Raw genomic sequence first — 20,062 nt, forward strand, 5'->3', positions numbered from 1 at the left:
CTACCGCGCCCTCCTGTGCACCCCCGGTGCAGCGCCGGTGTCCCTGTGGGAGGCGATGGCGTCGCTGGTGCTCGCGCCGAGCACGGCGGCGTACGATGCTGTGACTCCGTGATCGAGAAGAAGGCGCCGCATGTGCATGAGGACCACGACGTGATCGCCGCCCCGCTTCGGCCGCGCAGCGGTGCACGCGGATGAGCGCGATCGACGCCGTCGGGATGATCGGCGAGCTGCTCTCGCTCGTGGGCCTCGTCGCCGGTGTGCCGTTCCTCGTCGCCGCAGTCGCCCTCCGCTGGCGTGACGGACGGCGCGAGCCTGTCGACGTCGCGGTCGTCGACGTGCTGGAGTCGGAGCGCGTGGCGGTGTGGAGCATCGGCGGACGCACGTTCTCTCGGCCGCTCACCGCTGCCGAGGACGCCTCCGATGCGGTGGCCGCGACGACGGTCACGGGGTACGCGTCGGCTCGGGATCCGCACCTCCTGGCGCTCGCGCGGCGGTCGCAGGGCGAGCGATCCTGCACCGCACTCGCGGCCACGTTCCTGGGCGTCGCGGCGATCGGGTTCGTGGCCTCCCTCGCGCCGATGCTCTGGTGATGTCGCGGCGCGCTTCGGGGTGTTCACGTCAGCGCACGGGCCGCAGGATCTCGACGTTCACGCCCGCGCCGAGCGGGCGACGCGCGACCATCTCGAAGCGCGTGAACGGGAAGCCGTCGCCGAACAGCCGCTTGCCCGATCCGAGCACGATCGGATACCGCACCAGCCGATACTCGTCGATGAGGTTGTGCGCGGCGAGTGTCCGGATGAGCACGCTGCTGCCCCACACCCGGATCTCGCCAGCCAGGTCACGCCGACGCAGTTCGTCGACGGCGGCGGGGACGTCGGGTACGAGCACGTGGGTGTTGCGCCACCTCGGATCGGTGAGGGTGCGCGAGGCGACGAACTTGGGGATGCGGTTGTAGATGCGCGTGAACTCGCCCTCGAGACCGGGCGCGTTCTCATCCCACACGCCCCACGATCTCGCGAAGATGTCGTACGTCCTGCGTCCGAGCAGCAGCGCTGCGGTCGACTGCTCCCACTCGGTGACGACCTCATCCACGCCCGAGCCCTCGCCGTAGCGGAACTGCCACCCGCCGTGCGCGAAGCCGTCATCGACGTCTTCGTCGCTCCCGCCCGGTGCCTGCATGACACCGTCGAGCGTGATGAACGTCTGAACCACGATCGAGCTCATGGGGTTCCCTCCATGCAGTGTTCAGGGCACAGGCGGTGCGACGGGGCCGAGTGCCGGATCCGCGGGGGAGCCTGCGGCATCGCCCTTCAACTCGATGAGGACCGTGTGCGTCGGGGTGTCGCCGGTGTTCGAGCCTGCGTGCTCCTGCGCGGCGAGCCAGACGGCCTTGCCCGGAGGCAGCACCACCTCGACCTCATGTCCACCCGACATGAGCTTGCGCTGGAACCCCGAGAGCGTCACCATGACGCTGTTCGGATGCGTGTGGGCAGTGGTGGTCGTGCCCGGCACATCCGTGTACTCGAGCACCCGCACGAACTCGTTCTCCCACATGATTCGGTAGTTTTCGGGGTTGCTGACCGTCGGGTCGCTGCTCATGGCGCGACCCTACGCCTCGTGCGCGCGGTTGTCGCCTGTCAGTTCGCTCCACATCTTCGCCGCCTCGCATGGTGATCCAGGGCCGCCACACAAGGCCCCGCATCCGCCATACTGAGGGGCGCTCTGCTTGGGAGCGCTCCCACGGAAGGCTCCCACCATGGCGACGACGCCGGCTTTCATCTCCCGCGTGCTGCTCGGCACCGCACTCATCCTCGGTCTGAGTGGCTGCACTGCGCCCGCTCCCGCGGCGGTCGAAGACTTCTCTGCGGCCCTGGGCACTCTCCGCGAGTGCGTCGCCGCCTCGGACGGCGAGGCAACTCCGGGCACCCTGGTGTGGACCGTCGACCTCGGCTCCGAGTCGTGGTCGACACCGGTCGTCGTGGGCTCGACCGCCTACCTCGGCGCAGATGACGGCGTGCTTCGCGCGGTCAACACGGCCACGGGCACCGTTGAATGGAAATTCGTCACGGAGGGAGCGATCCGCAGCGAGCCCTTGCACGTCGACGACGCGCTCTATGTCGTGAGCGATGATGGCTTCGTCTATGCCGTCGGGCTCGACGGCAAGCTCCTCTGGTCGGCAGAGATCGGCGCGAACGACCGCGCGGGCGACTTCTCCAACTACGGGTCTCGCGCCGAGGCAGCCGGGAGCCTCCTCGTGGTCGCAGGCGGCAACGGTGTCGTGCACGCTCTCGAGCGGTCCAGCGGAGAACCGCGCTGGACCTTCGACACCGAGGGGCCGATCCAGGCCAATATCGCCGTGGGAGGTGGGCGAGCGTACGTCGCGAGCGACGTCGGCCGCATCTTCTCCCTCGACCTCGCCACGGGCGAGGAATCCTGGTCGTTGAGCACAGGTCTTCCCGCCACGACCCACCCCGCATACTCCGACGGCGTCGTCGTGGTCGGCAGTCGCTCGACCCGGCTGCTCGCGCTGGACGCCGCGACCGGCGATGAGCTGTGGAACAAGCAGTACGGCACCTCGTGGGTGCAGTCCGGTGCCACGATCGTCGACGGTGTGATCATCACCGGCAGCTCCGACATCGGCGAGGTGCGCGCCTACACGATCGCATCGGGCGAGGCCGCCTGGAGGGTCACCATCGGAGGCTGGGCGTGGGGAACGCCGGTCGAATGCGACGGCGCGGTCTACATGACGAGCATGCGCCCGGAGCGCATGCAGCCGTGGGATGTGGCCGTGCACGCTCTTGCCACGGCCGACGGCGCACTGATGTGGGAGGCGGGAACCGGCGAGGCGCGCGACTGGCACCCGGACGGCCTCGCAATGTACGGCGCGGGTGCCTCTGCGGCCGTCGCGCCCGGCGTCATCGTCGTGCCTGGGCTCGACGGCGTACTCTACGGGTTCCAGCGGTAGCCCGGCATCGATCGCCATGGCCGCTCGTGTGGTGGGCCGAGTAGGGAGACACTCCAACTATTCCGGCCGGGGTGCGCCGAGCCTCGCGCATTTGCAGAAGCTAGCGATTCTGGCGAAGTCGGCCCCACGTGAATTCGCCGATTCTGAGCCGGTGGAGCGCTGGTTGCTCGACCGTCGGCTCGATAACGCGACCATCACCGAGATTGTTCGTCGCTACGAGCGTGGTGTCGGTACGCCGCAGCTCTGCCGCGATTTCAAACTGTCGAAGTGCTGAATCGGCCTGACTTTCGTTCCTATCGGGAGCCTTGTCCGGCAGGCGCCGGCCGGGCTGATTCCAGGTCAGCGTAGTACGCGTTCTCGGCCTCGATTGGGGTGCGCATGTCGAGCTCTCCGTGGAGTCGTGAGTTGTTCCACCACCACACCCATTCGAGGGTCGCGAGTTCGACCTGCTCGACGGTGTGCCAGGGGCCGCGCTGACGGATGAGCTCGGTCTTGTAGAGGTTGTTCACCGCCTCGGCCATCGCGTTATCAAAGCTGTCCCCGACGGTTCCGGTGGAGGGGACGGCGCCGAGTTCGACGACCCGGTCGGTGTAGACCATCGCCATGTAGTTCGAGCCGTGGTCCGAGTGGTGGGTCAGCCCGGTGAGGTCGCCGCCAGCGTCCCACGCGGCCATATCGAGCGCCTGCAGTGGCAGTATCTCGGCCTTGAGCGTGGCGGCGACGTTCCATCCCACGATCCGCCTCGAATAGACGTCGGTGACGAACGCGACATAGGCGAACCCAGACCATGTCGCGACGTAGGTCACGTCGCAGACCCAGAGCCGGCGCGGGCCGTCGGCCGTGAACCTCCGGTTGACGAGATCCTGCGGCAGCGACTGCGTCCGATCAGTCTTCGTCGTGAACACCCGCTTCGACTTCTTCACCCCACGCACCCCGACCAGCCGCATCAGCCGCTCGGTCTGGTCGCGGCCGATGTCCCAGCCTTGCCGGCGCATCAGCGCATGCATCTTCCGCCGCCCGTAGACGCCGTAGTTCTCCGCATGCAGCCTGGCGACCTCCGGAACGAGAAGGTCGTCGCGCAGCTGCCGGGCGGATGGGGCGCGATCTCTCGCGGCGCGGTATCCGCGGGAGGTGAGGAAGCCCTGCACTGCCGGTCGGAGGACACGGCAGATGAGCTCGACCCCGAAACGATCCCGGTGCTCGTCGATAAACCGGATCATCTCGGTCAGGGGCGGTCGAGCTCCTTCGCGAAAAACACGCTCGCAGCCTTGAGGATCTCGTTCGCCTTCCGCAACTCCGAGACCTCCTTCTCCAGCTGCTTGATCCTGGCGACGGCGTCGGTGGTGACGCCGGGCTTGGTGCCGGCGTCGACCTCGTAGCGGCGCTGCCAGAGCCGCAGCGTCTCCGGGCTCATCCCGAGCAGACCGGCGACGTGACGGACCGCGCTCATCATGTTCGGGTGCTCCGGCCGCGTCTCCGCGAGCATCCGCAACGCCCGCTCACGCATCTCCGGCGAATACTTCCTGTTCATTGAGTTCCATCCTTGCTTGAAGAACGGAACGAAAGTCAGGCCGATTTAGTTGGCACTCGCGCTCCCGACACGGTTCGCCGACACTGATGGACTCGCAATGCGCGCAGAATGCGTCGAGCGATATTCGACACGTTCGCCGACGATGGTGCCCGCATAGTGACCGGACGGGTCGAAGACGTAGTTGCCCTTGACCTTGCCGACGTATGTTCCCGAGCGCGCAAACACCTTGTCGCCGCTGCGCCGAAGCGGACGGCCGTTCTTCGCGTAGAGGTCTGCCACAAGCCAAGTATGCGCACTGCCTCAGACACCGCCAGTTCGGCCTAGATCAGGATGGCCCGCCCGAGTTGATCGAGCTCCTCGCCGCGCGACGCCTTAGCAAGCGCTCTTTGCGTTGGGCTGTCAGCGTCAGCGCCCGACCATCGCGTCGATTGTTCGCACCCTGGAAACCAGGCCGAGGCCAACTAGTGGCGCGATGACCGCGGCCAGCAGGAGCAGGGCCTCATCGATGAGGAAGGCGAACAGCGAGGGGGCGGTCATTTCCGACAAGCTAATTGTAGCGGCGACTCCCGCGCCGACGCCTATCGGCGCCGCCAACATCACAGCCGCCTCCACCAGCAGAGGACGCCAAATGCCAAACCTGGAGACGCCTAGGAGGCGATAGATCGCGAACTCGTTCCTTCTCGCCCACCATGCGGAAAGCACGAGGATGAGAAGAACGAGCGTCAAACCTGCAGGGAGAAGACGAGACGGACGCTCTCCAAGGCTGAACATGCTTGCCACGCCTCCGGCCGGTTCGTCCACAGCGCTGCGCGTCGAGTACTTGATGTCGTGGAACTTGAAGGCGATCAGGCCGAGAGCGTGACGGAATGTCTCCGGCTCAAACTCCACGACGCAGCTCGAGGTTGTGCCCGCTGGCATCGTCACGAGGACTATCGCGTCATTCCAGTCGGCACTCCGAGAGGACGCAATCGCGACCGCGTCGACGGTCGCAGTCTGTCGTCCGGTCCTATCGCTTTCCCATGCGAGCGAGGAACCCGCCATCAAACCCAAGTGTGCGGTCAAGTTCTGCCCGACAACGACTCCCGTCGTTTGGCTGAACTGCTCGGCCGGGAACATGAGCTGGAGATACCCGGGCGTAACTGTCATCACGTAGGTCGGCAGGCCGGGTTGGGCGATTGTTCGGACTTCTTGAGTAGACAGGACAGCGCCCGCCGTACGCACACCGTCGAGGCCGCGCATCCCATCACACTTCGAGATTGGTAGGTTTTCACCGCGAACCTCGAGGACGAAGCCCCCCGTCCTCGCGTAGTCCTGCAATCGCTCCTCGGCCTGATGCACGTCGGTCTGTCCCACAACTCCGACTAGGATCGCGCTCAGCAGCGCGCTGATGGCGATCACGGTGCATGCTACCCATCGGCTGCGTACGGCCCGGATGCCTTCAAGCCAAAGCTCGCGGCGCGGAAATCCTCCCTCTAGTTCGCCCACGGTGCCAGCACCTCGTCCGCGAGTTCAGCGACAAACGGATCGTGTGTTGCGACGATCGTGGTGACCCCGCTGTGGGTGGCCTCCCGCAGAGCTTCGCATACCAATCGCCGGCTATCGGGATCGAGCGATGCAGTTGGCTCATCCGCCAGTAGTACGTTGCTGCGCGCCGAAACCGCCCGCGCGATCATGACGCGTTGCCGCTCACCACCGGAAAGCTTGTGGGCTGGCGTGAGTGCTACCTCTGGGAGGCCAAGCCGCTCCAGAAGGTCGCCTGCGAGCGCTTGTGCTTCGCGCATCGGCAATCCCCGAGCCACTCCGCCGAGCGCAACGTTCGTCAGCGCGGTCCGCTCCATGAAGAGCGTCGCCGCCTGAGAGATGATCGAAAACCTGGCTGGCCCCGTGGCCGACCTGGCAGTGATCGATCCGGAGTCAAGGTCCCGAAACCCCGCGATTGCCGCCAGAAGGGTCGACTTGCCTGCACCTGAAGGCCCAACCAGCGCGGTGAAGGAACCATCCTGGAACATGTGGGTCAGGTCGGTCACGAGAATGCGACTCCCGACCAGTATTCGGGCGCTGTCTACCACTACCGGCAAGGTGTGACTCCCGGTGACGGCAAACGAACCTGGGCCTCAGATCCGAGCCCCTCAGCCCGGATGACCGACGTACCGTTCGTGCCAGCAATGACGATGACCGCCAGTTCAGCCGCTCGATTCTCTACACGCGCACACACTGTAGGCGCGTCTGCCGAGGAGACTGCGGCCGCCGGAACGACCACGTCACCTACGTTTGGGGGCGTGGTTGCGCTTGCCGCAAGCCGCGGGGGACGCCCAGTCACGGCTTCGCGGAGTAGCTCGACACTTGCCGCGTCGAGCCATCCAGACGCATCCGCAACGAGCGTGAGATCCCTGTACGTGATGGCCTCATTGGTCGACGGCGCAACGTAGGTCTCGTCGGTCCTCTGCACGAATGCCGGCTCAGACTCGAGCGCGTCGTCCTCGTCCAGGGACGATTCTGCTTGCTGAGTCAGGCGGGCTGCCGCAAGCGCAATTACCCCCGACGCCATCGCACTTCCAGTTGGTGGCGCAACGGTGCCCACCTCGAGGTCTACAGAAGAGAGCGAAAGCGACGAATCGGACTCCAAGTAGACGATCCACGCAGGATCGAATGAGGAAACCGCTCGCAGGTCTTTCACCCCCACCGACTCCGCGTACGCACGCGACGCCCGGAGGGCCGCATAGTCGAAGCGGTCACCTTCGCTTTGGCTCCCATAAGGCGCGAGAATACGCTTCACATCGCTGACATCTGCCCCAGTGTCGCCGACGCTGAGTGGTCGATATAGCGGAGCGGCCGTATGGAACGCGCGCCGCTCCACCCCATCGACCACCGCGACCGGATCGCCGTCCTTGACCTCGCCGCCCGGCGCGATGTTCACACTTTGGATCAGCCCGCTCCAGCTGGGAGCGCGCAGGGTGCCGCTTGATTGCCAAAGCAGATCTACGGACAGCGTGCGCTGACTGTCCGAAACGGCCGGAGTGACCGTTACCCACAACTCTTGGCCCTGCTCGACCAGTTGTTGCCTATCCGCAGCCTGAACAAGAATTATGGCGGCCGTGACGGGTGCGGCGACCCAGACGATTGCACCAAGGACGGCGAGCCACGCCAATACGTGTTCCCGCCCAGCAGATCTAGTCATCGCCTAGAGAACGATAGTCCCCATTGGGTACGCGCTTGTCGCTGCGTTTGCGCAGCCAGTAACGCGCTCGAAGTTGGGATCCTCCTGGCCCTTGGGCAGCAACTCGCGAAGGTTCTTGGCGCTCCTATCGAACTCGACTCCGGCATTGTCGAGGCACGCCAGAATGTCGTTCATCACCTCGGTTACGACCACATCGTCATGAGTTAGCTCGTAGCCCATCTCTACGTACCAGAGGAAACGGTACTGACAGCTCTCGAAAGCCGCGTTTGCCTCCTCCGCGCTTAGGCCCGTTCCATCCCACACGTACATGCGACGCCAACCATCCAGCGGATTGAATCCATAGTCCGTGTAGGTGAGGCCCTCCGAGGTGAAACACTCGAAGAGTCCCTCGGCGCTCGACTCAAGTTCCGCACGACTGACTTGGAGGTCGTCCAGCACCGTCACGGACTCGTCGAACCCGTCTCCCTTGGCAAGCTCAAGCACCTGCTCGATAGTTGTGCCAATGCTCGGCTGAGGCTCGGGCGCACACCCCGAAAGGACCAACAACGAGAGGCAAGCGGCGGCAACAGCGATCCCACGCGAGCCCGCCACTAGTCGACCTGCGAAGTCCAAATGCTTCCGTTGGCGCTTCCCTTGTGATGTCCGCCGTTGTACAGGGCATTCACGTACGTCTGCACGAAGGTGCCGGTGGCCGTACCGGACCAGGTGCTGCCTCCGACCGAATACGCCACGCGTGCGTAGGCGCCAATGCATGGCGAGGATGAATACGTCGACGCGTAAGTGCGGGGAATGCTGGCAGCAGACCACGACTGGCCCGTTCTCCAGTTCAGCACGTGACGTCCCACAGCTGAGCCGTACCCGCATGCGCGGCCGTCGCTCCCCCGACTGCGACAATCGTTCCCAACATGACGGCGACCGCAGCCTTCTTCAGAACCTTCATTTCTTTCCCCCTTATGTGCAACCCGCAATCCGGACGCTAGTAAAAATCACCAACGCCCGCAAGATCTTTCCTCAACTAAATGCGGGACCGAGATCCCACCTCGACCGAAAGGATTCACTGCATGAGTGGCGTACGAATGACCCGCCGGTGGCTATGGCTCCTCGCATGGGCCTGGATACTCGGCGTGATCTTCGCTACGGGGAGCTTTGGCCCCAGTGTCGGCAGCGGAGGTTGGATCCCGACGATCGCAATGGCCGGACTCGGCTTCCTCTTCGCGATTGTGGACAGCCGCATTGCACGAACGCTCGGCGGATCGGCGCCGTCTCCCGCGTTCGCCCTCTTGACGGCCTTTCCCTATCTAGCGCTGCGCGCTCGGTCTGATCCGGATCAGTACTCGGGCGCTTGGGGCCCGATGGGACTGGCGGCCGTCGGCACGGTTGTGGCGCTGGTGATCATGGGGACCGTGAACCTCCTGGGCGCCGCGATCTACTAAGCGCCCTGACGATCGCGCGTCGGTGGGTCGCGACACAGTGCGCCCGAGTCTGGATCTCGAGCGAGGAGAGGCCAAGCACGTGCGGCGGTGAGGCAGCCCTAGCGATGCGTGAACTCACTGATCGCTTCGACCGCGACTCGCAGCGTATTGGGGAGATCGGCGATGTCCGCTTCCAGCACAGCACTCCGATATGCATAGAGGTTCTTGGCGCGGAGCTCGACGCCTTCTTCTGCCAGCGCGGTTGTGAAGCTGGGCCACGTTGGGCGTTCGAAGCGTACGCGACGGGGGAGTACAGCGTTGCTCAGCTGCGCGACGCTCTCTCGGACCAGGGCTTCACGACCCGTGCTACCGCAAAGTGGAAGTCGGGACAGGTATCCCTCAACCAGCTGAGCCTGATACTCAGGGATCCGTACTACCTCGGCATGGTGACGTACAAGGGCGAGGTTTTCGACGGGCGCCACGAAGCGCTGATCTCCGCGGAGACCTTCGAACGCGTGCAGGAGATCTACGCAGAACGCAGCCGACCTGTTACGCGCGACCGCGTGCACCGCCACTTCCTTCGAGGCCTGATGTGCTGCGACCGGTGTCATCAGTCCGGCCGCCATCACCGGATGATCTACATCGAGGCAAAGAACCGTGCCGATCAGGTGTACGGCTACTACATCTGCCGGGGGAGGCAGGACGGAGCCTGCGATCTTCAGCATCTTTCGGTTCGGAGTATCGAGCACGCGGTTGCCGCCACGGTGAAGGTGCTGACCCTGGAGCCTGGCTTCATCAGCGAGATGCGCCGCCACGTTCACGAGGCGGTTGAGCTGGAGCAGCGAGCCGAGCGCGCCTCCCGAGGCCGCATGACATCCCAACTCCAAAAGCTAGAAACACATGAAGCGAACCTCATTGACGTCGCCGCCGATGGCGCACTCGCCACCGCCGCGGTGAAGGACCGCCTCCGAGAAATCGCCGTACAGCGCCGCAATCTACTCGACAAGCCCTCACGCAGTGAGGAGCAGGCTCGTCGGCAGGCGGACACAGTCTTGGCATACCTCGACCTGCTCGCTCGTCGCTATAGCTTCTACGTGACCGCCACCGACCAGATCCAGCGGAAGGTCCTCGAGGCGTTCTTCTCGAATATCTGGATCGAGGACGACGGGCACGAGATCGTCGCTCGCACCGAGTTTCACGAGCCGATCGTGCTCATCCAGGCGGCCGAGGCCGAATGGCAAATTGCCAACGCAAAGAGCGTCGGAGATGACTCCGACGCTCTGGACCGAACACCTAGCAACCTCTATCTCAAGGTCCTTTGTTCGGCTTGCTGCCGGATGTGGTGGGCCCGGAGGGGCTCGAACCCTCGACCCGCGGATTAAAAGTCCGATGCTCTGCCAACTGAGCTACAGGCCCTACCTTTCCAGGGTAGCGCCAGCGGCGCGAGCCGGATGCGGGGGACAATGGGGGGATGGCCGACGACTTCCGCAAACCCGTGCTGTTCGGCGGGCGCGAGTTCGAGGCGTTCGCGGGGTCGCGCGACCCGGCGGTCACCTTGCGCATCGCGCACGACACCGCGCAGGCGCTCGTGCGGCGGGTGCGTGAGAGCGACGACCCGGATGTCGTGAAGCGCGTCGTGCACTTCACCGACGAGCACGGCATCGACACCGTCGCGGAGCTGTGGGCTGTTGCCGGCCCGCTCACGCTCCCCGGCTCGCTGTGGCGCATCTACCTGCTGCGCGCGATGATCCTCAACGACCCGGAGCTGGCCGCACTGCTGTACCGCCGAGGCACCGAGGTGCTCACCACGATCGACCCTGTCATCGCGGGCGCACCCACCCCGGCAGGGCCAGCGGAGGTCGTGGAGCTCGCCGACCGCATTCTGCGGGGCGTGTTCCATGGCAACTTCGCACACGCTCTGGAGCGGGCAGCCGCGTTCTGCCGCGTCGAATCGGCGGGGGCGGCGAGCATCGCCGACGATCAGGATGCGGCATCCGACACCCGCTCCGCGCTGCTCACCACACGCGCCGCGCGCCTCGCCACGATGGGTGACGAGCTCGCCGCATCCGCGCGTCTCTCGCGCGATGACGCCCTCGACTGAGCCGCGCTCGCCGCACCACTGAGCCTCCCCGCAGGGGGCCCTGGCAAGCGCCTGGGTGCGCTACGAGGCGGTCGTGCGTCACGTAAGCTTGTTCGGCCGGGCCGCAGTAACCCCGGGCTCCAATTTTCGCCGCTTCGAGCGGCCTTCCGCCGAGAGGCGTTTCTGCGGCTCGGTTTCTCTCTGCCCGCCGGCTGCCCCCTGCCAGCCCACCCGTTGTGCAGGAACCCCGTGCGGTTGTGCAGGAGCCTCAGCCGCATCCGGGCGCGGGTCAACCCCTGAAGGTTGCAGGACCGGCCCGGAGCTGGGCGGGATCCTGCACAACACATCCGGGATCCTGCACAACAGATCCGGGATCCTGCACAACGGCAAGAGGCTCAGTGCGTGGGATCACCCGAACTTGCCGGAGACGTAGTCTTCGGTGGCCTTCACCGACGGCATCGAGAAGATCTTCGTCGTGTCGTCGTATTCGATGAGCTTGCCGGGCTTGCCGGTGCCCTCGATGTTGAAGAACGCGGTCTTGTCCGAGACACGCGAAGCCTGCTGCATGTTGTGGGTCACGATGACGATCGTGTACTCCTGCTTGAGCTCCTCGATGAGATCCTCGATCGCGAGGGTCGAGATGGGGTCGAGGGCCGAGCACGGCTCGTCCATGAGGATGATCTCGGGGCTCACGGCGATCGTGCGGGCGATGCAGAGACGCTGCTGCTGGCCGCCGGAGAGGCTCGAACCGGGCTTGTCGAGGCGGTCCTTCACCTCGTTCCACAGGTTGGCGCCGCGCAGCGACTGCTCGACGAGCGCATCCGCATCCGACTTCGCCATGCGCCGGTTGTTGAGGCGCACGCCCGCGAGCACGTTCTCGCGGATCGACATCGTGGGGAAGGGGTTCGGACGCTGGAACACCATCCCCACCTGGCGGCGCACGAGCACCGGGTCGACACCCGGGCCGTACAGGTTGTTGCCGTCGATGAGCACCTCACCGTCGACGCGCGCACCGGGGATCACCTCGTGCATGCGGTTGAGGGTGCGCAGGAACGTGGACTTGCCGCATCCGGACGGACCGATGAACGCGGTCACCGTGCGGGGTTCGATCGTGAGGTTGATGCCCTCCACGGCGAGGAAGCTGCCGTAGTAGACGTCGAGATCGTTGACTTCGATGCGCTTGGACATCGGGTTCCCTTCAGCGGCCGGTCTTCGGCGCGAAGATCTTCGCGACGAGTCGAGCGACCAGGTTGAGCAGCATGACGATGAGGATCAGGGTGAGCGCGCCCGCCCAGGCGCGGTCGAGGGATGAGGTGGGGTCGGTGCCCTGGCTCACATACGAGTTGTAGACGAACACCGGCAGCGACTGCATGCGGCCGTCGAACAGGTCGGCGTTCATGTTGGCGGTGAATCCGGCGGTGACGAGCAGCGGGGCCGTCTCGCCGATGACGCGCGAGATCGCGAGCATGATGCCCGTCGTGATGCCGGCGATCGAGGTGGGCAGCACGACCTTCACGACCGTGAGCCACTTGGGCACACCGAGCGCGAGCGACGCTTCGCGCAGCTCGTTGGGCACGAGCCGCAGCATCTCCTCGCTCGAGCGCACCACCACCGGGATCATGAGCACCGACAGGGCGATCGCACCCACGATGCCCATGCGGGTTCCCGGTCCGAGGATCATCGCGAACAGCGCGTAGGCGAACAGTCCCGCGACGATCGAGGGGATGCCGGTCATCACATCCACGAAGAATGTGATCGCGCGCGCGAGCGGTCCGCGTCCGTACTCGACCAGGTAGATCGCGGTGAGGAGTCCGATGGGCACCGAGATGAGGGTCGCGGCTCCCGTGATGAGGAGCGTTCCCTGGATCGCGTGGAGCCCGCCGCCGCCTTCGCCGACGACGTTGCGCATCGACCAGGTGAAGAACTGCAGGTCGAAGCGGTTCGACCCGCGCGTGATGACGGTGAACAGCAGCGAGATGAGCGGAAGCAGTGCGATCGTGAACGCGAGCGACACGAGCGCCGTCACGAGGCGGTCCATCGCGCGCCGCGCGCCCTCGACGAGGCGCGAGGCGATGTAGATCGCGACCGTGTACAGCAGGACGCCCGCGAACACCGCACCCACGATGTTGTAGTCGCCGACGGCGTCTTCGCTCAGCCACAGGAAGAGGAAGAATCCGGCGCTCACCCCGAGGCTGGCCGAGAGGATGCTCCACGGGGTGCCGCGGCGCAGGCGCCCCGATGCGTACGCGTTCACCACGCGGCGAGGGCTCGTCGTCGTGCTCATCAGTTGGCTCCCGAGAAGTCCTTGCGGCGGTTCACGATGAACCGGGCGAACGTGTTGACGACGAGCGTGATCGCGAACAGCATGAGGCCGGTCGCGATGAGCACGTTGACGTTGACCCCGTACGCCTCAGGGAAGCTGAGCGCGATGTTGGCGGCGATCGTCGACGGGTTGGTGGAGCTGATGAGGTTGAGGCTGATCACTCCGGATGCCGAGAGCACCATCGCGACGGCCATCGTCTCGCCGAGGGCGCGGCCGAGGCCGAGCATCGCCGCGGACACGATGCCGCCGCGGGCGAACGGCAGCACGGCCATCGTGATCATCTCCCAGCGCGTCGCGCCGAGCGCGAGCGCAGCCTCCTCGTGCAGCACAGGCGTCTGCAGGAAGACCTCGCGGCAGATCGCGGTGATGATCGGGATCACCATGACGGCGAGCACGATCGAGGCGGTGAGGATGGTGCGGCCGGTTCCCGAGGGCGGGCCCGCGAACAGGGGGATCCAGCTGAGGTTCTCCCACAGCCAGGTGTAGATCGGCTGCACGCTGCCGGCGAGCACACTGCCGCCCCACAGGCCGAAGACGACCGACGGCACCGCGGCGAGCAGGTCGATCACGTATCCGAGGAGCGATGCGAGACGGCGCGGGGCATAGTGCGAGATGAACAGCGCGATGCCGATCGACAGCGGCACAGCCATCACGAGCGCGAGGGTCGCAGCCCACAGCGTGCCGAAGATGAGCGGCCACGCGTACTCCCAGATGTTCCGCCCCCGCAGGATCGACGCATCCGCGGGGTCCACGGCGATTCCGGGCGCGCCCTGCAGCAGCAGGAACCCGGTGACGGCGGCGAGCGTCGCGAGGATGAGGGAGCCGGCGGCGAGCGTCGTCCCGGAGAAGATGCGATCGCCCGGGCGCTGATAGGCGCGGACGGATGTCCGCGATGCGCTGGCGGTGGACGTCATGGGCGCCTGTCTCGTCTCTCGTCTCGGTGGATGGTTCGGTGGGTGGGGCTGTCGTGCCGAATCCCGGCACCGGGTCCGAAGACCCGGTGCCGGGATGTGTGTCAGTCGCTCAGCGCATGGCCTTCACAGCCGCGGAGGCCTTCTGGTAGAGCTGACCGGAGATGGGAGCGGACCCGGCCGACTCGGCCGCGACCGCCTGGCCTTCGCTGCTGATGACGTACGAGAAGTACGCCTTCGCGAGCTCGCCCAGGGCGGCATCCTGGTACTCGGTGCAGCCGATGAGGTAGCTCACGAGCACGATCGGGTACACCCCGGACGCGTCGGTGCCACGGTCGAGCGCGATCGCGAGGTCGCTCTCACCACGGCCCTCCTCGAGGGGCGAGGCGTCGACGACAGCGGCAGCCGCCGTGGTCGAGTAGGGCACGTACTCGTCGCCCACCTTGACGGCGACGGTTCCGAGTCCGCCGGCGCGCGAGGCATCCGCGTAGCCGATCGTGCCGATGCCGCCGGAGACGGTGTCGATCATGCCGGAGGTCTGCGAGGCGGCCTCGCCGCCCTGCAGCGGCCACACACCGTCAGGGGCGTACGTCCACACGTCGGGGGCCGCGGCTCCGAGGTACTCGGTGAAGTTCTCCGTGGTGCCCGAGTCGTCGGCGCGGTGCACGGCGGCGATGGGGGTGGCGGGGAGGGCGACATCCGGGTTCTGCGACGCGATCGCCGGGTCGTTCCAGACCGTGATCTCGCCCAGGAAGATACGCGCGAGGGTCGCGGCGTCGAGGTCGAGCGACTCGATGCCGTCGAGGTTGAAGATGACGGCGATGGGCGAGATGTAGGCGGGGATCTCGACGATGCCCGACCCGGCCACGCAGGAGCCGAACGTGCCCTTCTCGATCTCGTCCACCGTGAAGGCGCGGTCGGAGCCGGCGAAGGCGGCACCACCGGCGAGGAACGTGTCGCGGCCGCTGCCGGATCCGGCGGGGTCGTACTCGACGGTCACGTCGGGGTGGGCGCTCTGGAAGGCGGCGATCCAGGCCTCCTGGGCGCTGCCCTGGCTGGATGCGCCCGAACCGACGAGCGTGCCCGTGAGGCCCGATTCGGCGCCCGCGCCCGCGCCCACCTCGTTGGCGGCGGTGCACGAGCTGAGCGCGAGCGCGCCCACGAGTGCGATGGCGGCGGCGCCACCCATACGCATGTTCTTCACTGTGTTCCCTTCGGGAATTCGGTCAGGTTGAGGCTCTTGGCGGCCTCGATGCCGACGCTACGAAGTGATGGTGTCCACAGTGCAGGGTGTTGGTGAACGGAAGGTGAACGGCCGGTGAGGTGTCAGTTCGTGCCGCCTCGGCTGCGCCGCGAGCGGCACGAACTGACACCTCAAGGTCAGGCAGCGGGGCCGTGCACCTCGATCGCGACGATCCCGGATGCGGGGTCGTCGAGCGGGATGTGCAGCACCGCGTACTCGCCCGTCGAGAGCGCGGCCGCGCGGTGCAGTTCGCCGTTGCCGTGGTAGCCCGCGTGCTCGGCGATGGAGGCGATGATCTGCGGCAGCACCGGTCCGTGGCTGCACAGCACCGTGGTCTCGCGCGCGGCGAGCACCTCTCCGACGAACGCGTGCACCTCGGCGCCGCCCGCGCGGTACGCATCCTGGCTGATGACCTCGCGCTGGGTGACATCGAGTCCCGTCACGCGCGCGGTCGGGGCGATGGTCGCGACGCAGCGCACAGCGGTCGAGCTGATGAGGCGCTTCGGTCGGTAGGCGGCGACAGCGGGTGCGACGCTCACCGACTGCATCTCGCCCTTCGGGAGCAGCGGACGCGTGGCGTCGGGTCCGTCCCACTGGTCGCGCGCGAGCGCCTTGCCGTGGCGCAGCGCGATGATCGCGAAGGTGCGCGCGCGGCCCAGTTCGTGCAGTTCGGCGAAGCGCTCGACGATGTCGAGGTCGTGCGCGTAGGTGAGCACCTTGCGCGCCTTCTCAACGGTCACCCAGCGCAGCTCGGCGATCTCGTCGTTCGCGACGAACGTGGAGTTGGCGCGCGCCTGATCGGTGACTTCGCCTGCCCAGTAGTACACGGCCTTGTCGCGTCCGCTCGGCAGCACGTACTCGATCACGCCGAGGGGCACGCCCAGCGCGATGATGAGGCCGGTCTCCTCGGCGATCTCGCGCACCGCCGTCTCGGGGAGCGTCTCGCCCGGATCGAGCTTGCCCTTCGGCAGCGAGACGTCCTTGTGCTGCGTGCGGTGCACGACGAGCACCTTGAGCTTGCCCTTCTTCGACACCCGCCAGCAGAGAGCGCCAGCGGCGAGCTGGGGATCCTGGCTCATCGGACGGCCCGGCGCCGCGTCGAGACCCGGCGCCAGCATTCGTCCTGCAGGTCGAGCAGCGGCCGGCCTCGGTCGTCGAGGTGGTGGCGGATCCAGCTTCCCTCGGAGTCGAGATCCCAGGCGGAGGTGCCCGGATCGAACGCCAGATCGAAGAGCCCCTGAGTCTCAGCGATGTGCTCGGGCTTGGTGAGCCGCACAAGCGCTTCGACGCGGCGGTCGAGGTTGCGGTGCATCATGTCGGCGCTGCCGATGTACACGATCGTGTCGCCGTCGTTGTGGAACGTGAAGATGCGCGAGTGCTCGAGGTAGCGGCCCAGGATGCTGCGTACCGTGATGTTCTCGCTGAGACCCTCGACGCCGGGGCGCAGGGAGCAGATGCCGCGCACCCAGACCTCCACCGGAACGCCCGCCTGGCTGGCGCGGTAGAGCGCGTCGATGATGGCCTCGTCGACCATCGAGTTGACCTTGATGCGGATGCCCGCGGGCCGGCCGGCGAGCGCGTTGTCGGTCTCGGTCTCGATGTGCTTGAGCAGTCCCTTGCGCAGGTGGCGCGGCGCGACGAGAAGTCGCTTGAACTTCTTCTCGATCGCGTAGCCGGAGAGCTCGTTGAACAGGCGCGTGAGGTCCTTGCCGACGACCGGGTCGGCGGTGAGGAGGCCGAGGTCTTCGTAGATGCGGCTCGTCTTGGGGTTGTAGTTGCCGGTGCCGATGTGGCTGTAGTGGGTGAGCGTGCCGCCCTCCTGGCGCACGACGAGCGCGAGCTTGCAGTGGGTCTTCAGGCCCACGAGTCCGTAGACCACGTGCACGCCCGCCTTCTCGAGCTTGCGCGCCCACGAGATGTTGGCCTCCTCGTCGAATCGCGCCTTGATCTCGACGAGCGCGAGCACGGCCTTGCCCGCCTCCGCGGCGTCGATGAGCGCCTCGACGATGGGGCTGTCGCCGGAGGTGCGGTAGAGCGTCTGCTTGATGGCGAGCACGTGGGGGTCGGCCGCCGCCTGCTCGAGGAACGCCTGCACGCTCGTCGCGAACGACTCGTACGGGTGGTGCAGCAGCACATCGCCCCTGCTGATGGAGGCGAAGATGTCGGGCTTGTCGGTGGGGTCGTTCGGCTGCAGCGCCACGGAGGTCGTGGGCACGCGACGCGGGAACTTGAGGTCGGGGCGGTCGAGCCTGGTGATCTCGAAGAGGCCGCCGAGGTCGAGCGGCGCGGGGAGGCGGTACACCTCGCGGTCGGTGATCCGCAGCTCCTGCATGAGCAGCTCGAGGGTCACCTCGTCCATGTCGTCGGTGATCTCGAGGCGGATGGGGGAGCCGAAGCGGCGGCGCAGCAGCTCCTTCTCGAGCGCCTGCAGCAGGTTCTCGGTCTCGTCCTCTTCGATGACGACGTCTTCGTTGCGGGTCACACGGAACTCGTGGTGCTCGAGCACCTCCATCCCGGGGAAGAGCTCGCCGAGGTGGTTGGAGATGAGGTCTTCGAGCGCGATGTAGCGCAGCTGGCCCTTCTCGTTGGGCAGCTGCACGAAGCGCGGGAGGTTCGTGGGCACCTTGAGGCGCGCGAACTCCACCTTGTCGGTCTTCGGGTTGCGCACCCGGATGGAGAGGTTGAGCGAGAGACCGGAGATGTAGGGGAAGGGGTGTGCCGGGTCGACCGCGAGCGGCATGAGCACGGGGAAGATCTGGTTCTGGAAGATCTCGTGCATGACGTCGCGGTCGTGCTCGTCGAGGTCGTTCCAGCCTTCGACGAGGATGCCGGCCTCAGCGAGCTCCGGCTTCACGACGTCACGGAAGGTGCGCGCGTGGCGCTCCTGCAGTTCGTGGGCGCGCCGGGAGATGTCGCCGAGTACGTCGAGCGGGGCGCGGCCGACGTTCGTGGGCACGGCGAGACCGGTGTCGATGCGGCGCTTGAGACCCGCGACGCGCACCATGAAGAACTCGTCGAGGTTGGATGCGAAGATCGCGAGGAAGTTGGCGCGCTCGAGCAGCGGCAGCGTCTCGTCTTCGGCGAGTTCGAGCACACGCTGGTTGAACGCGAGCCAGCTGAGCTCGCGGTCGAGGAATCGATCAGCGGGAAGTGTGCCGTCGTCGTACGGCGCAGGGTCGGCGTCGTAATCGTCGAGCAGATCGGCGGCCAGGGTGGCGTCGCCGAGAGGGCTGTTCGTCTCCATCGGCCTATCTTGCCAGGTCAGGCCGGACTAGGAGGCGTCCGCGCTGTCCTCGTCGTACACATTGAAGCGGTAGCCGACATTGCGCACCGTGCCGATGAGCGACTCGAGGTCGCCGAGCTTCGCCCGCAGGCGCCGCACGTGCACATCCACGGTCCGGGTGCCGCCGAAGTAGTCGTAGCCCCAGACCTCACTCAGCAGCTGCTCGCGCGTGAACACACGCGAGGGGTTGCTCGCGAGGAAGCGCAGCAGCTCGAACTCCTTGAACGTGAGGTCGAGCGGGCGGCCGTGCACCTTCGCCGAATAGCTCGCCTCGTCGATCACGACGCCGGAGGCCTGGATTTTGCTCGTCGAACCGTCCTTCGCGACGCGATCGATCACGAGACGGATGCGCGCGTCGACCTCCGCAGGCCCCGCGGTCGTGAGGATGACCTCGTCGATGCCCCAATCCGCCGACACGGCCGTCAGGCCGCCCTCGGTGATCGCGAGGATCACCGGAACGCTGTTGCCGCTCGAGTGCAGGATCTTGCAGAGCGCGCGTGCGTGCGCCAGATCCTGACGCGCATCCACGACGATCGCATCCACGCGGGGCGCGTCGACGAGCGACGACGGATCGGCAGGGATCGTGCGCACGCGGTGGCTGAGGAGTCCCAGGGCCGGGAGGGCGTCCGTGTCTGCCGCTGAGCTCAACACCAGGAGCTGCGCCACACGGGTTCCTTCCGAGCGTGCAGTGCATCTGACGCCTACGCGACAGTGTAGAACGCCCGTAGCATGGGCGGGTGCCCATCTCGTTGCGCAGTGTCATCCCGGTCTGGGTCGCGGCCGCCGTCGGCGCGATCGCGGTCGGAGTGTTCGCGTCGTCCGCACCTCTCGCGTGGCTTCCCGTCGTCATGGCCGGTGCCATCCTGCTGACCTTCGCGATCCAGCTCGGCGTGAGTCGGAAGGAGGGGTTCGTGGAGCGCATCGCCGCAAGTCTCGGGGGCGCGCTCGTGATCCTCGCGGCGGCGACCCTCGTGCTCTCGCTGTGGGCATCCTCCGTGTCCGGTGCGAACTGAGCGGCGTGGGTAGAATCACACCATGATGCTGGCGCTCGAGCTCTTCTTCATCGGCCTCCTCGGTCTCGCGACGCTCGCTATTGCGGGCGTCTCCGGGGTCGTGCTGTACAACCTCTTCCGCGG

General features: G+C 66.5%; 22 protein-coding genes, 1 tRNA gene and 1 other annotated feature. Of the genes, 7 read left to right on the forward strand and 16 right to left on the reverse strand.

Translation table 11 applies throughout. The annotated features are described in order from the left end of the window. Positions 1-191 precede the first annotated feature (191 nt). Entirely contained in the window at positions 192-590 is a 399-nt protein-coding gene (locus tag HCR12_RS02080) for a hypothetical protein (protein ID WP_166868987.1), read from the forward strand. Positions 591-618: 28 nt separating this feature from the next. Here HCR12_RS02080 and HCR12_RS02085 read toward each other — a convergent pair whose 3' ends face one another. Both HCR12_RS02085 and HCR12_RS02090 read right to left on the reverse strand, forming a co-directional pair. Further along, entirely contained in the window at positions 619-1,224 is a 606-nt protein-coding gene (locus tag HCR12_RS02085) for a dihydrofolate reductase family protein (RefSeq protein WP_166868989.1), read from the reverse strand. 21 nt (positions 1,225-1,245) lie between these two features. Continuing rightward, positions 1,246-1,599 carry a cupin domain-containing protein gene (locus tag HCR12_RS02090; protein WP_166868991.1) on the reverse strand — a complete coding sequence of 118 codons (354 nt, stop codon included), beginning with the start codon at positions 1,597-1,599 and terminating at the stop codon, positions 1,246-1,248. 157 nt (positions 1,600-1,756) lie between these two features. Between HCR12_RS02090 and HCR12_RS02095 the strand changes: the two genes are divergently transcribed. Beyond that, entirely contained in the window at positions 1,757-2,965 is a 1,209-nt protein-coding gene (locus HCR12_RS02095) for an outer membrane protein assembly factor BamB family protein (protein WP_166868993.1), read from the forward strand. Positions 2,966-2,981: 16 nt separating this feature from the next. Beyond that, complete coding sequence (locus tag HCR12_RS02100) at positions 2,982-3,239, forward strand: hypothetical protein (protein WP_166868995.1); 258 nt, start codon at positions 2,982-2,984, stop codon at positions 3,237-3,239. A gap of 19 nt (positions 3,240-3,258) precedes the next feature. Here HCR12_RS02100 and HCR12_RS02105 read toward each other — a convergent pair. From HCR12_RS02105 to HCR12_RS02130, 6 genes are all read right to left on the reverse strand, one after another. Then, a protein-coding gene (locus tag HCR12_RS02105; RefSeq protein ID WP_191412348.1) for an IS3 family transposase occupies positions 3,259-4,496 on the reverse strand; the annotation gives its coding sequence in 2 pieces (ribosomal slippage) (positions 3,259-4,211 and positions 4,211-4,496; 1,239 coding nt in all). Then, positions 4,121-4,224: a sequence feature (AL1L pseudoknot), on the reverse strand. Its footprint overlaps the gene before it by 104 nt. Positions 4,497-4,541: 45 nt before the next feature. Continuing rightward, positions 4,542-4,775 (reverse strand): hypothetical protein, encoded by a 234-nt coding sequence (locus HCR12_RS02110; RefSeq protein WP_166868244.1) that lies wholly within the window; start codon positions 4,773-4,775, stop codon positions 4,542-4,544. Positions 4,776-4,901: 126 nt separating this feature from the next. After that, positions 4,902-5,894, reverse strand: coding sequence for a hypothetical protein (locus HCR12_RS02115; RefSeq protein WP_166868242.1), 993 nt, complete (start codon positions 5,892-5,894; stop codon positions 4,902-4,904). Between the two features lie 74 nt (positions 5,895-5,968). After that, the gene (locus tag HCR12_RS02120; protein ID WP_166868240.1) at positions 5,969-6,523 is read right to left on the reverse strand and encodes an ATP-binding cassette domain-containing protein; all 555 of its coding nucleotides are present in this window, start codon (positions 6,521-6,523) and stop codon (positions 5,969-5,971) included. 41 nt (positions 6,524-6,564) lie between these two features. Continuing rightward, a complete protein-coding gene (locus tag HCR12_RS02125; protein ID WP_166868238.1) occupies positions 6,565-7,674 on the reverse strand; it encodes a hypothetical protein in 1,110 nt (369 codons plus the stop codon). Between the two features lie 3 nt (positions 7,675-7,677). Continuing rightward, entirely contained in the window at positions 7,678-8,157 is a 480-nt protein-coding gene (locus HCR12_RS02130; protein WP_166868236.1) for a hypothetical protein, read from the reverse strand. A gap of 578 nt (positions 8,158-8,735) precedes the next feature. Between HCR12_RS02130 and HCR12_RS02135 the strand changes: the two genes are divergently transcribed. Together HCR12_RS02135 and HCR12_RS13780 are read left to right on the forward strand one after the other, a co-directional pair. Further along, entirely contained in the window at positions 8,736-9,107 is a 372-nt protein-coding gene (locus HCR12_RS02135; RefSeq protein WP_166868233.1) for a hypothetical protein, read from the forward strand. A gap of 104 nt (positions 9,108-9,211) precedes the next feature. Then, a complete protein-coding gene (locus HCR12_RS13780) occupies positions 9,212-10,468 on the forward strand; it encodes a recombinase family protein (RefSeq protein ID WP_224763732.1) in 1,257 nt (418 codons plus the stop codon). Here the strand turns inward: HCR12_RS13780 and HCR12_RS02145 are convergent. Beyond that, positions 10,427-10,502, reverse strand: a tRNA-Lys gene (locus tag HCR12_RS02145). The two genes, HCR12_RS13780 and HCR12_RS02145, sit on opposite strands and share 42 nt — an antisense overlap. Before the next feature lie 55 nt (positions 10,503-10,557). On the opposite strand from HCR12_RS02145, the gene HCR12_RS02150 reads away from it, so the two are divergent. Further along, entirely contained in the window at positions 10,558-11,187 is a 630-nt protein-coding gene (locus HCR12_RS02150; protein ID WP_166868231.1) for a DNA-directed RNA polymerase subunit beta, read from the forward strand. Between the two features lie 387 nt (positions 11,188-11,574). On the opposite strand, the gene pstB is transcribed toward HCR12_RS02150, so the two are convergent. The 7 genes from pstB to HCR12_RS02185 form a co-directional block, all read right to left on the reverse strand. Beyond that, on the reverse strand, positions 11,575-12,354 hold the full coding sequence (pstB, locus tag HCR12_RS02155; protein WP_166868229.1) for a phosphate ABC transporter ATP-binding protein PstB: 780 nt from the start codon (positions 12,352-12,354) through the stop codon (positions 11,575-11,577). 10 nt (positions 12,355-12,364) lie between these two features. After that, positions 12,365-13,450 carry a phosphate ABC transporter permease PstA gene (gene pstA / locus HCR12_RS02160; RefSeq protein ID WP_166868228.1) on the reverse strand — a complete coding sequence of 362 codons (1,086 nt, stop codon included), beginning with the start codon at positions 13,448-13,450 and terminating at the stop codon, positions 12,365-12,367. Beyond that, positions 13,450-14,403: a phosphate ABC transporter permease subunit PstC gene (gene pstC / locus HCR12_RS02165; protein WP_166868226.1), complete on the reverse strand. Its 954-nt coding sequence runs from the start codon at positions 14,401-14,403 to the stop codon at positions 13,450-13,452. The genes pstA and pstC overlap by 1 nt, the downstream gene beginning before the upstream one ends. A 109-nt stretch (positions 14,404-14,512) precedes the next feature. Next, complete coding sequence (locus tag HCR12_RS02170; RefSeq protein ID WP_370589325.1) at positions 14,513-15,604, reverse strand: phosphate ABC transporter substrate-binding protein PstS; 1,092 nt, start codon at positions 15,602-15,604, stop codon at positions 14,513-14,515. A 176-nt stretch (positions 15,605-15,780) separates the two neighbouring features. Then, on the reverse strand, positions 15,781-16,722 hold the full coding sequence (locus tag HCR12_RS02175) for an NUDIX hydrolase (RefSeq protein ID WP_166868224.1): 942 nt from the start codon (positions 16,720-16,722) through the stop codon (positions 15,781-15,783). Then, the gene (locus HCR12_RS02180; protein ID WP_166868221.1) at positions 16,719-18,887 is read right to left on the reverse strand and encodes an RNA degradosome polyphosphate kinase; all 2,169 of its coding nucleotides are present in this window, start codon (positions 18,885-18,887) and stop codon (positions 16,719-16,721) included. Before HCR12_RS02180 ends, HCR12_RS02175 begins: the two co-directional genes overlap by 4 nt. Positions 18,888-18,914: 27 nt before the next feature. After that, positions 18,915-19,592, reverse strand: a complete 678-nt coding sequence (locus HCR12_RS02185; RefSeq protein ID WP_166868219.1) for a winged helix-turn-helix transcriptional regulator — start codon at positions 19,590-19,592, stop codon at positions 18,915-18,917. A 71-nt stretch (positions 19,593-19,663) separates the two neighbouring features. On the opposite strand from HCR12_RS02185, the gene HCR12_RS02190 reads away from it, so the two are divergent. Next, positions 19,664-19,939, forward strand: coding sequence for a hypothetical protein (locus HCR12_RS02190; RefSeq protein ID WP_166868216.1), 276 nt, complete (start codon positions 19,664-19,666; stop codon positions 19,937-19,939). The last annotated feature ends 123 nt before the right edge of the window (positions 19,940-20,062 follow it).

It is taken from the genome of Salinibacterium sp. ZJ70 (assembly GCF_011751865.2).
In the GTDB taxonomy this organism is placed as follows: Bacteria; Actinomycetota; Actinomycetes; order Actinomycetales; family Microbacteriaceae; genus Homoserinibacter.

What these genes read in the sequence shown, in the direction of transcription:
- HCR12_RS02080 (WP_166868987.1), top strand. Translation starts at nt 192, where the DNA reads ATGAGCGCGATCGACGCCGTCGGGATGATCGGCGAGCTGCTCTCGCTC.
- HCR12_RS02085 (WP_166868989.1), bottom strand. Translation starts at nt 1,224, where the DNA reads ATGAGCTCGATCGTGGTTCAGACGTTCATCACGCTCGACGGTGTCATG.
- HCR12_RS02090 (WP_166868991.1), bottom strand. Translation starts at nt 1,599, where the DNA reads ATGAGCAGCGACCCGACGGTCAGCAACCCCGAAAACTACCGAATCATG.
- HCR12_RS02095 (WP_166868993.1), top strand. Translation starts at nt 1,757, where the DNA reads ATGGCGACGACGCCGGCTTTCATCTCCCGCGTGCTGCTCGGCACCGCA.
- HCR12_RS02100 (WP_166868995.1), top strand. Translation starts at nt 2,982, where the DNA reads ATGGCCGCTCGTGTGGTGGGCCGAGTAGGGAGACACTCCAACTATTCC.
- HCR12_RS02125 (WP_166868238.1), bottom strand. Translation starts at nt 7,674, where the DNA reads ATGACTAGATCTGCTGGGCGGGAACACGTATTGGCGTGGCTCGCCGTC.
- HCR12_RS02135 (WP_166868233.1), top strand. Translation starts at nt 8,736, where the DNA reads ATGAGTGGCGTACGAATGACCCGCCGGTGGCTATGGCTCCTCGCATGG.
- HCR12_RS13780 (WP_224763732.1), top strand. Translation starts at nt 9,212, where the DNA reads ATGCGTGAACTCACTGATCGCTTCGACCGCGACTCGCAGCGTATTGGG.
- HCR12_RS02150 (WP_166868231.1), top strand. Translation starts at nt 10,558, where the DNA reads ATGGCCGACGACTTCCGCAAACCCGTGCTGTTCGGCGGGCGCGAGTTC.
- pstB (WP_166868229.1), bottom strand. Translation starts at nt 12,354, where the DNA reads ATGTCCAAGCGCATCGAAGTCAACGATCTCGACGTCTACTACGGCAGC.
- pstA (WP_166868228.1), bottom strand. Translation starts at nt 13,450, where the DNA reads ATGAGCACGACGACGAGCCCTCGCCGCGTGGTGAACGCGTACGCATCG.
- pstC (WP_166868226.1), bottom strand. Translation starts at nt 14,403, where the DNA reads ATGACGTCCACCGCCAGCGCATCGCGGACATCCGTCCGCGCCTATCAG.
- HCR12_RS02175 (WP_166868224.1), bottom strand. Translation starts at nt 16,722, where the DNA reads ATGAGCCAGGATCCCCAGCTCGCCGCTGGCGCTCTCTGCTGGCGGGTG.
- HCR12_RS02180 (WP_166868221.1), bottom strand. Translation starts at nt 18,887, where the DNA reads ATGGAGACGAACAGCCCTCTCGGCGACGCCACCCTGGCCGCCGATCTG.